Annotated in this window: 11 protein-coding genes and 1 pseudogene; 6 read left to right on the top strand and 6 right to left on the bottom strand. The window is 43.0% G+C overall.

Features of this window, described 5'->3' with window-relative positions; translation table 11 throughout:
- A pseudogene (locus tag AC1DQW_RS26730) lies at positions 1–197 on the top strand (IS110 family transposase); the annotation flags it as partial.
- Positions 198–404: 207 nt separating this feature from the next.
- Here the strand turns inward: AC1DQW_RS26730 and hmpA are convergent.
- Positions 405–1,616 carry an NO-inducible flavohemoprotein gene (hmpA, locus tag AC1DQW_RS26725; RefSeq protein ID WP_477456844.1) on the bottom strand — a complete coding sequence of 404 codons (1,212 nt, stop codon included), beginning with the start codon at positions 1,614–1,616 and terminating at the stop codon, positions 405–407.
- 137 nt (positions 1,617–1,753) lie between these two features.
- Here hmpA and AC1DQW_RS26720 point away from each other — a divergent pair, with 137 nt between their 5' ends.
- Entirely contained in the window at positions 1,754–2,191 is a 438-nt protein-coding gene (locus AC1DQW_RS26720; protein WP_477456843.1) for an RrF2 family transcriptional regulator, read from the top strand.
- Between the two features lie 88 nt (positions 2,192–2,279).
- Here AC1DQW_RS26720 and AC1DQW_RS26715 read toward each other — a convergent pair whose 3' ends face one another.
- From AC1DQW_RS26715 to AC1DQW_RS26700, 4 genes are all read right to left on the bottom strand, one after another.
- Positions 2,280–3,422, bottom strand: a complete 1,143-nt coding sequence (locus AC1DQW_RS26715) for a carboxypeptidase-like regulatory domain-containing protein (protein ID WP_477456842.1) — start codon at positions 3,420–3,422, stop codon at positions 2,280–2,282.
- A gap of 184 nt (positions 3,423–3,606) precedes the next feature.
- On the bottom strand, positions 3,607–3,915 hold the full coding sequence (locus AC1DQW_RS26710) for a 2Fe-2S iron-sulfur cluster-binding protein (RefSeq protein WP_477456841.1): 309 nt from the start codon (positions 3,913–3,915) through the stop codon (positions 3,607–3,609).
- Positions 3,916–3,917: 2 nt separating this feature from the next.
- Positions 3,918–4,970 (bottom strand): NAD(P)/FAD-dependent oxidoreductase, encoded by a 1,053-nt coding sequence (locus AC1DQW_RS26705; protein WP_477456840.1) that lies wholly within the window; start codon positions 4,968–4,970, stop codon positions 3,918–3,920.
- Between the two features lie 72 nt (positions 4,971–5,042).
- Complete coding sequence (locus AC1DQW_RS26700; protein WP_477456839.1) at positions 5,043–5,942, bottom strand: LysR substrate-binding domain-containing protein; 900 nt, start codon at positions 5,940–5,942, stop codon at positions 5,043–5,045.
- Between the two features lie 176 nt (positions 5,943–6,118).
- Between AC1DQW_RS26700 and AC1DQW_RS26695 the strand changes: the two genes are divergently transcribed.
- Genes AC1DQW_RS26695 through AC1DQW_RS26685 form a run of 3 tightly spaced genes read left to right on the top strand, consistent with a single transcriptional unit; the run spans position 6,119 to position 8,547 of the window.
- Entirely contained in the window at positions 6,119–7,669 is a 1,551-nt protein-coding gene (locus AC1DQW_RS26695; protein ID WP_477456838.1) for an NAD(P)/FAD-dependent oxidoreductase, read from the top strand.
- Entirely contained in the window at positions 7,666–8,154 is a 489-nt protein-coding gene (locus tag AC1DQW_RS26690; RefSeq protein ID WP_477456837.1) for a DinB family protein, read from the top strand. Before AC1DQW_RS26695 ends, AC1DQW_RS26690 begins: the two co-directional genes overlap by 4 nt.
- Before the next feature lie 30 nt (positions 8,155–8,184).
- Positions 8,185–8,547, top strand: coding sequence for a CoA-binding protein (locus AC1DQW_RS26685; protein ID WP_477407640.1), 363 nt, complete (start codon positions 8,185–8,187; stop codon positions 8,545–8,547).
- Between the two features lie 58 nt (positions 8,548–8,605).
- Here the strand turns inward: AC1DQW_RS26685 and AC1DQW_RS26680 are convergent, their stop codons facing one another.
- On the bottom strand, positions 8,606–9,985 hold the full coding sequence (locus AC1DQW_RS26680; protein ID WP_477456836.1) for a methyltransferase RsmF C-terminal domain-like protein: 1,380 nt from the start codon (positions 9,983–9,985) through the stop codon (positions 8,606–8,608).
- Between the two features lie 179 nt (positions 9,986–10,164).
- On the opposite strand from AC1DQW_RS26680, the gene AC1DQW_RS26675 reads away from it, so the two are divergent.
- Positions 10,165–10,380: a hypothetical protein gene (locus AC1DQW_RS26675; RefSeq protein ID WP_477456835.1), complete on the top strand. Its 216-nt coding sequence runs from the start codon at positions 10,165–10,167 to the stop codon at positions 10,378–10,380.
- The last annotated feature ends 299 nt before the right edge of the window (positions 10,381–10,679 follow it).

Raw genomic sequence — 10,679 nt, 5'->3', positions numbered from 1 at the left:
TTAAACAGGAGCTTAATCAGGCCGCTAAAACGGCCGTCATTCATGACCCTGAAATTCGTGCATACGCAGAACGCTTACTCAAAAGAAAAGATTACTCGCTAGTGCTTAACAATGTAAAATTCAAGTTGATCCTTAGAATGTTCTCTTTAGTGAAAAGAGGTGAAACCTATGTGGAGAACTATAAAAGAGTCGCCTAAAAACAACTCTTTTAAATAAAATTTGGATATATCGTAGACCTATAATACGAGGTACGAAGCAATCCCCAACTATGCAGATCGGATTTGCAAAGCTACCCTGTAAGGTGGGGATTGCTTCGTGCCTCGCAATGACGCGTGGATATGTGCTTAATTAGAAGTATAAAAACATTAATAAATCATTTTTAGACAGCTTCTAAGAGATGGAATTTAATTTAGCTGTAATAGCTGCGGGCCAAATTCTTCAAAAAAGATCTTGTCGGCATTTATTCCTGATTCCTTCAGATCATTAAACTGTTTCTGAATAAAAAATGAGGGCCCGCATACATAATAACGGGTTTCGGGATGGTGATGTAGGTTGTTAATCCTGTTTATATTTAAATGGCCATCATAAATGTTTTCGGCAATATTTTCTTTAGATGTTACATCATAAAAAATATGCTGGTTAAAATTTGCATTGTTAATTGCCAGCTCATTGATATTGTTTTTAAAGGCATGTACCGATTCGTTGCGGCAGCCATGAAGCCAGGTAATGGGCTGTTTTGTTCCCTTTTGGGTTAAGTGCTGTACCATGCTCATTAAGGGAGTTAAGCCAACGCCACCACTAATAAACATTACCGGCGTATCTAAATTATCGGGCAGGATAAAATTGCCTGCCGGCGAGGTAAGCTCTACCTGTTTGCCTTCGGTAATTTCGTCATGCAGTAAATTGCTTATCATGCCATTAACGTCAACGTTTGCACCTGCTTCCCGTTTAACAGAAATACGGTAATAATCATTATTTGGCGCACTTGAAATGCTGTATTGGCGTACCTGGGTTATGTTTAGCTGCGGAAGAAAGAGTTTGATACTGATGTACTGACCCGGTTTGTGGTGCGGAACTTTCCCACCATCAGCAGGGTATAAGTAAAAGGAGCATATTTCTGCCGATTCCATTTCTCTACGTCCTACTTTAAATAAGCGCCAGCCTGTCCAGCCGTTTGGTTTTAAAACCTGGTCCTGGTATAAGTCTGCCTCATGACCGCTCATTAATGCGGCTAACTGGTTGTAAGCTACTTTCCAGGCTTCTAAAATTTCGGGTGTAGCGGCATCACCTAAAACCTCGCTGATAGATGCCAGCAGGTGGTTGCCAACTATGGCATAATGCTCGGGGCGGATATCTAAACTGATATGTTTTTGGCCAATCCTGTCAACCACGGGTAACAGTACAGATGGATTGGCAATGTTTTCTGCATAAGCAAGTACAGCCATGGCCAGCGCGGTTTGTTGTTTACCTGTTTGCTGGTTTCCCATGTTAAACATATTTTTTAATTCGGGATTGTGTTTAAACATCCTGCCATAAAAATGTGTGGTTAGCAATACGCCATGTTCTTTCAAAATCGGAACGGTGGCAAGGATGAGCGCTTTTTGATCGTTTGTCATAATAAATATATTAATACCTTTTTATCTTAAATAGAGTTACTTGTTTAAGATTTCCGGTTGTTCAACAGGGCAAATCTAAGCTTTAATTAATAAAAGACAAAAATATCTTTTATTAATTCTTATCTTTGCTTTAAAGGATGGCAATTTTTTCAAAAACATGCGAGTATGCTATAAGGGCGGTGTTCTATATAGCTCATAAAACAGCTACAGGTGGCAGGGTTAGTATAAAGGATATTGCAACCGGTATCGATTCGCCAGAGTTATACCTGGCCAAAATATTACAGGATTTAAGCAGAAAGGGGCTCATCAGCTCGTTTAAAGGTCCACATGGTGGGTTTTTTATAGAGCCGCCCTCGTTAAGCAGGCCATTAAGTGATATTGTAGAGGCTGTTGATGGCGATAGCTTGTTTTATGGTTGTGCTTTAGGGCTTAAACAGTGCTCGGAAGTGAACCCTTGCCCTTTGCACAACGAGTTTAAAGATATCAGGGACCGGATTCACATTTTATTAAATACCACCACCATAGGTGAGTTTAACGCCGAGCTGATTGATGGTTTGTTGTCATTAAAAAAATAGGGGAAATGCTAATCCTATAGCCTCAAAACACTTCTGTCCCCTCCATCAAAAACTTTGGGCTTTCTGCATTCAGCTTTTAGCTTAAATATTATTTTTCATCCTTCGCAAATTCCAGCGGGGTAAGGTCAGCAATTTGTTCATAGGCCATAAAGCCCTCAAATAATAAACCGCTGGTTGGACTGTAATTGCCCTGGCTATCGATAGATACACTACTATCCATCAGGTTCACCATCGACATTTGCCCCTTAGGGAATTTGGCACGTGCTGGCCGTTCAATTTTAAAACCACTGTTTTCAAAACCTGCCGGCTCGCGGTCTTTGGTGTAAACAACAAACAGGACACCCGTGAAAGTAAAGGTTTTAAAGTTGTTATCCGTAGTTGTCAATAACGAATCGACCATTACCTGGCGGTCATCAAAAGTGATACGGTCCTCGTTGGTATATTTTACTCCCGGGCGTGGCTTATTTATAAGTTTATAAATCTCAAAACCCGCTTCATATACATTATCGTTGTAAATAGATTTCATGAGGTGAATAATAGAGCCATTATAAGCCGTTTTCCGGTTGTTTTTCCATCGGGCGGCTTCCTTTTCAGTTTTGGCGGTCATTTCCTCAAAGGACGGATAGCCCTGGTATCTTGATATGTTATTGGCCCCATCATGTTCAAAACCGGTAAGCAGGTATTTTATGCGATAGCCCAGTGCCTTATTCTCGATAATTAAAAATTCATCGGCGCTTGCCCTAAGGGTTTGTGTTGGTTTATCATAGTGGAAATAAAGCACCCTGGGGTTAATGATCTCGCAATCGCCGGCGTTGTGTGTGGTGCCTAAAAAGCATCTTTTAAATTCCCTGTAATGTTCTTCCCAGTTATTATCGGCAGTAATAACTACCTCTTTAAGCGCATTGGTATTGGTTTTTAAAACAAGGCTTAACTGTGCCGAGTGGTTTTTGATAATAACCGGAACAGATTGCGGCAAAAAACCTATCATTTTTACCACCAAGCCATATGATCCCGGTGAAATATGATCCAGGTGAAACCGGCCATCATTATCGCAGGCGGTGATCACTTTTGTACCGGTAAGAAACACCGTTGCACCAGGCAAAGGCCCGGTATTATCCCTAACGATGCCTTTAATGGAGTAAGTTTGTTGGGCTTTTAAAATGCCGCCGCAGGTCAACAGCAGCAGAATAAGCAGGCACTTAAATTTCCATGATGAGGCTTGGGCATTCATGAGGGAAATTTAGCGAATTAGTTTGGGTTTGGCTATAGGCGGTAAGTAAACTGAAGAATTTACTGGTCTATTTAGAATACCTTTTAAAAAAGACCCAGAAGCAACTTGCGCTACAACAAGAAGGACTGTCGCTCAATATTAAAAACAATAGTTCTTGCATATTATTTTTTTCTTGATTCATTCCCTACATCAACCTCACCACCAACCCACTCATCTCCTCGGTAACCCGCATCTGGCAGGCCAGGCGGCTATGTTCATCTGCATTGGGCAAGGTATCCAGCATGTCGAGTTCGTTATCAGTTGCATTAAAATATTGTTCGGGGCCTTCAAGTACCTGTATGTGGCAGGTGGCGCACAAGGCCATGCCGCCGCAGGTGGCCAATACGTCATATTCGGATGCTTTTAAAACTTCCATCAGGCTCAGGTTAATCCCTTCGGGGATCTCTACAGGCAGCCGATCGCCTTTGCGGTCTTCAATAATTAAGTTGATCATTGCTAAAAGGCGGTTACGCCGTAAACGGTGGTGTATTTAAAACTCAGTTTTTGTTCGGGGTAAACGTATTTGAATGCACTTTGGGCCATCAGCGCCGCTTCATGGAAACCACAAAGGATCAGTTTTAATTTACCCGGATAGGTGTTGATATCGCCAATGGCATAAATGCGGTCAACATTGGTGCTGTAATCAAATGTGTTTACCACAATGGCAGATCTGTCGATATTTAAACCCCAGTCGGCAATTGGTCCCAGTTTGGGGCTGAGGCCAAACAGCGGTATTAAATGATCTGCGGCGATATGGCTTACCTCGTTGTTCTTGTCCAGCAGGGTAATCTCCTGTAAGTGCCCTTCGCCGGTTAGGGCCACCACGTTCGATTTCAGGATCAGGTCTATCTTGCCTTCCTTAGCCAGTTCAAAAACCTTTTCGGCAGAATCCGGAACACCACGGAAAGTATCGCCCCGGTGAACCAGTGTAACCCTTTCTGCAACATTAGCCAGGAAAATGGCCCAGTCTAATGCAGAATCACCACCACCCGCCAAAACCACTTTACGGTTGCGGAACAGTTCGGGGTTTTTAACCATATAGGCTACGCCTCTGCCTTCAAAATCTGTAAGGCGGTCAATCTCGGGCTTGCGTGGCTCAAAGCAGCCAAGTCCACCGGCAATTACCACCACCTGGCAGTGCACGGTAGTGTTATCATTGGTTTGGATGGTGTATGATCCATCGTCGTGCCGGTTAAGGGTTTCTACCCGTTCGCCCAAACTAAAAGTGGGATGGAAGGGAGCAATCTGCTCCATTAACTTATCCACTAATTCCTGGGCGGTAACTTCGGGGTAGCCGGGGATATCATAAATAGGTTTGTGCGGGTAGATCTCGGAAAGCTGACCGCCCACCTGCGGCAGCACATCAATCAAATGGCAGCGCATTTTTAGCAGCCCCGCCTCAAAAACTGCGAACAATCCAACCGGCCCCGCGCCGATGATACAGATATCTGTATAAATATCATTATTTGTTAGATTTTTCTCGACGAAAGTTGGATTTTTTGTGTCCATAACTGGATTTTTTTGGTACACAAAGATGTCTTCAAAAAAACCGCCACACAAATCATATAAAGTAATACCTGATTACTTTAAGTTATAATTGGTCAGGCAAAAACGTTTAAAAAGTTCAACAAGTTTGCTGTTTTTACCATGCAGCTGGATAAACTGGAAGGTGCGGAAGATCTCCAATCCTTTAACCGCTATAATGCTAAGCTCATTATATTTCAGCTCACTTACTACCGACTGGATAGACAGGAAAGTAGCTGTGTCTGAGTATAAAAGGTATTGTTTTATGGCAATGCTGCTTTCCAGCTGGATCTCGATACTGAGGTCTTTAGGGCTGATATTCACACCCGCCAATGCATCATAAATAACATCCAGCGTACCAGAACCTGCCTCGCGAAGCACGAGTGGGATCTCCAATAATTGTTTCGGGCTGATCTCTGGCTTTTTTGATAACTTATTGTTTGCCTTGGTAACCAACACTATTTCGTCTTTGGCAAAGGGCGAATAGGCCAGCTGAGGTAAGTGGGACGAGCCTTCGATGATCGCTATATCCAATTTTTCGTCAAGGATCATTTGCGAAATATGGTCGGTATTAGCCTGTATAAAATTGAAGGTAACCTCGGGATAGGTTTTCTTAAATAACGCCAGTATTTTGGGTAATATGGTTTGGGCCACAGTAGTGCTGGCACCTATATGCAATGTGCCGGCTTCAATGTTATTTAACTGTGCCAGTTCGGTTTCAAGGGCGGTATAAGTCTGGAAGATCTTATCGGCATATTGTAACAGCACCTTGCCCGCCGTAGTAAGCGCTATGTTGTTGCCATTGCGTTTAAATAGCTGTACATTAAGCTGTTGCTCCAGCTCTTTAATGTGCTTGGTAACAGCGGGCTGGGTAATGTACAGCTCGTTAGCCGCCTTTGTAAAACTCAGGCGCTGTGCAACTGTATAAAATACCTTTAACCTGAAATCGAAGATCATCGGGTTAAATTTAGGGCTTTTAATTAGTACACACGGGAACAGTTGAATTTATTATCCGGTTTATAATTAGCTGATTAGGTTAGTTTATTGTAAGACAGAGGCTCTACTTGGAAACCTTGCTTGCTCTTTTTTCTTTACCTTTGTTCTCAATCCGGGATAAAAACCCGGCATTCAGCATGACAAAAGAAATTGAGATAGTATGCCCTCCCGGGCAACATGAAGACGAAGCGGTGATTAAACGCCTCGTGGCGGCGGCTTTAAATATGCAGCCTCAAAAAATATCGGCAGTTAAAGTTTTAAAACGGTCCATAGATGCGCGCGGTCGTAAAGTGGTTTACCGCATGATGGTGCAGGTATATATCGATCAGCCATATCAGCCCGAAAGCTATATGGTAAATTACTCCAATGTACAATTTGGCCGGCCGGTCATCATTGTAGGTGCTGGTCCGGCAGGGATTTTTGCTGCCTTACAATGTATCGAATCTGGACTAAAGCCGGTTATTTTGGAGCGGGGCAAGGATGTTAAACAACGTCGCCGTGATCTGGCCAATATTAATAAACAAGGTTTGGTAAATCCCGAATCTAACTATTGCTTTGGTGAGGGCGGGGCAGGTACCTACTCGGATGGTAAATTGTATACCCGGTCTACCAAGAGGGGAGATGTGAACCAGGTGCTCAAAATGTTTGTGGCCCACGGTGCCGATGAAGATATACTAATAGATGCCCGCCCGCACATCGGTACCAATAAGCTGCCCCAGATCATCACTGCCATGCGAGAAACCATATTAAACGCGGGTGGTGAATTTTATTTCGATACAAAAGTTACCGCGCTGTTGGTAGAGTTTAACAAGATAAAAGGTGTAAAGCTGGCATCCGGCGAAAAAATGACCGCAGATGCCGTAATCCTGGCAACCGGTCACTCGGCAAGGGATGTGTTTGAAATGCTCCATCATCAAAATATATTAATAGAAGCTAAACCTTTCGCTTTAGGTGTCAGGATAGAGCATCCGCAGGAAATTATCGATCGTGCACAGTATCACTGTGAATACCGCGGGCCTGATCTGCCACCATCTTATTATAACCTGGTTGAGCAGGTAGATGACCGGGGGGTATTTTCATTTTGTATGTGTCCGGGCGGCATCATCGCGCCTTGCGCAACCGGGGAAAACGAAATTGTGGTGAACGGCTGGAGCCCATCTAAACGGAATAACCCTTTTGCCAATTCGGGCACGGTGGTGCAGATCAATATGGAAGATGTTGCAGGTGATGATAGCGATCCATTTAAAATGCTGCGTTTTCAACAAGGTGTGGAACATGCCGCGTTTAAGGCGGGCGGGGGCAATTTGGTTGCTCCCGGTCAGCGCATGGTTGATTTTGTTGAGGGGCGGTTATCCAATGATCTTCCCCTAAACTCCTATCTGCCTGGTACCATGAGTACCGAACTTAAAGAGGTATTGCCCGGATGGATTCATAAACGGCTGAAAAAAGCATTGCCCGCTTTTGGCAAAAAAATGAAGGGATACTATACTAATGACGCTATTTTAGTGGGGGTGGAGTCGCGTACGTCATCGCCGGTAAAAATTCCGAGAGATAAGGAAACCTTACAGCATCCGCAGGTAAAGGGATTATTTCCTTGCGGGGAGGGCGCCGGTTATGCGGGTGGCATTATTTCTGCTGCGATTGATGGTATCAATTGTGCATTGGCAACTTTAAAAATATTAGCATGACCATTTCTGAAAAATTAAGTAGCGAATTACAAAAAATATTATCGGGCGATGCCTGGTATGGTTCGCCGGTTTATGAGATTGTTGAAGGTATCAGTTTCGAAGCCGCTTATGAAAAACCGCCGGGGTCGGTACATAATATTGCCGAGATTGTTTTGCATATGATAGCCTGGACGGAGGAAGTAATGGACAGGATGAACGGCTTGCCATCTGGTATTCCCACGAGCGGCGATTGGCCCGAGACCGGCGCTCCCGACGAACAAAAATGGCAAAACTATGTTGAAGATTTAAAGCTGGTGAACGTAAATTTGATTGGCATTATCCAAAACTTCCCGCAGGAACAATGGGATGAGCCAACAACAGACGAACGAAACCGCGAAGAGGGCAGTGGTGTTAGTTATGAAGAACTGATTAATGGACTAATTCAGCATCATATATATCACTCCGGCCAAATAGCATTGTTAAACAGAATATTAGGATTTCACTGATATAATAATTGGCGAAATCACCAAAAAAATATGAATAAAAAGACACTCATATTAGGGGCAACACCCAATACCAGCAGGTACGCCAACTTTGCGGCCAACCGTTTGGTGGGCAACGGGCATACTATAGTTAATGTAGGTATAAAAACCGGTGAAATAGCCGGTGTACCTATCGAGAAGGCGGAAACTATTTATAATGATATTGACACAGTTACCTTATATATAGGCCCCCAAAATCAACCGCCGCTTTACGATTATATATTAAACACCAAACCCAAACGTATTATCTTCAACCCCGGCACCGAAAATTCAGAACTGCGCCGCATGGCCAACGAAAAGGGGATTGAAACGGAGAATGCCTGTACACTGGTGCTCTTGTCAACAGGGCAGTATTAACATGCCTCTCCCGAAGAGGTATAAAATTTGCTCAGCTACACTAATTGAAGTTCTCCCTTCAGCGGGTTGGCGGGCTTGCCAATATCCTTATTTCCTTCGGATAATAATTGTTGATCCGGTTAGGTAACAGCTTAGCCCAGCCCAAAGCCTGTCCATCAAAGTTCATCAGGCTCCAGCCTTTTTCGGTAGGATTGAGGTTGATGTTATCACGGCGCAGGTATTGGATGGCTTGGTCATAAGTTAGTTCGGTTTGCAAAACAGCATGCTTATTAATAATTGTACTTAAAGCAAGTTCATGATCGGGTATTAGGTCTTTACCCATCAGTTTGCCCACACGTACCCCCGATTTTTTGAGGTATAAATGTCGCTGTAAAATATTCAAACTTTCCTTATGTACGCGATTAATAGCGAGCCAATCCTCATTCACTTTAAAGTAGTAGAAACCATCCGGATTGTTGATGTAGGTTTTTACCAGGTCAATTTCCGCACTGCTTATTTTTTGATGCATATTGTTTTTAAAGGTGCCCAGTTCGCCGGTGTTGGATTTCTTTTTAAGGCAGCTGGCAAATAAGCCTTCGCCTTTAATCTGTCCCGGGTAAAAGCGGTAACCCCATGCTTTTTGCCGGGCTGATTGCGTTTCAACAATCCCCCACTCCTTATATATAGGTATACGTACGCTTTCCATATCAAATTCCCGGCAAAGCCAATCCAGTATATCTTCGTTTTCCTGGTGCGAATAGGAGCAAGTGCTATATATAAGGTATCCATCTTCGTTTAAGGCGGGCAGTATATCAGCCAGGATCCTTTCCTGCCGCTGATGACAAAGCTCTACGTTAGCTTCCGACCATTCGTTCATAGCCTGTGGGTCTTTCCGGAACATGCCCGAGCCGGAGCAAGGGGCATCAACCAGGATAATATCAAAAAAGCTTTTAAGTCGGCCGATATCTTTAGGGTCGTTATTGCTGACGATAACATTGGCTTGTCCCCAACGGCTAAGGTTATCAGTTAATACAGGTACGCGGGTTTTAATAATTTCGTTAGCCACTAACAGGTCATCGGCATTGATGGCCGAATTAAGTAATGTGCTTTTGCCTCCGGGAGCAGCGCAAAGGTCAAGTACTTTTACTGCTTCATCGATGTTTGGGCGGATATTTTTAAATATATGATCGATAAACATCGAAGATGCCTCCTGTACATAATAGCAACCCGCATGAAAAAGTGGGTCAAAAGTGAAGGATGGACGGGTGTTTAAATAAAAACCATCGGTACACCAGGGCACCTGTTGGCCTGTTTTTAATGCCGAAGGCTTAAAAGGGTTCAACCTTATAGAGGTAGGCGCATCAGCAAGTTGATGTGCATTGATGAAATTTTCTTCGTCAAATCCATTTTCTGCGCTCAATGATTGCAGGAAATTATCGGGAAACCGGTAGTTGCTCATATACCTTGTAAATATACAAATTCAATAAATGCTATTCTTTATAAGGTAATACTGTACAGATTAGGCGAATTGGAGGTTAGTTTACAGACACTTGGAAGATTGTTTTAATTATTTGAAAATTTCTCTTGGTGCGTAACCGGTTTTCTGTGTACATTTGTGGCCGCTCAAGAAAAAGGGCGTTGTTTTTTGAAGAGTTAGCGAATAAAAAAAAGATTAAAATAAGTGAATATATCACTTGCCAAATCGGAAAAGAATTCGCACTTTTGCAACCCGCAATCGAAGAGGAAGATTTAGTGAAAATGATCGATTTAGGGCCAAAACAAAATAAAAAAAATAAGTTTTGGAAAGATGGAAAAGGTTTCTACCTTTGCAGACCCAAACGGAAGGGTGCTTGAGAGAGCGAAAGAAGTTGAGTCTGAGCAAATCAGGCGATAAGAAAAGAGGGAAGAAAGTTAGCCTTGGTTAACGAGTAATCAAAAGGGTTTGAGAGCGATTCCCAGACTTACAAAAATGACAAATCAGACAAGGCAACTTGTAAAGATTATATAGCGGAACCGTGACGGGGAAGCGGCAAAGTTCTTTTAAGAAATAGAAAATCATGTAGAGTAACACAGAAGCTGAAAGCGGAATGCGTAAAGCAGAAAGCAAAAGGCGGATGAGTTATGATAACAAAGAGTTTAGATACTGTATAAAG

This window comes from Mucilaginibacter sp. P5_A4 (assembly GCF_056400605.1).
Note: the sequence above shows the minus strand (reverse complement) of the source record. Positions and strands in the feature narration are given on the sequence as shown.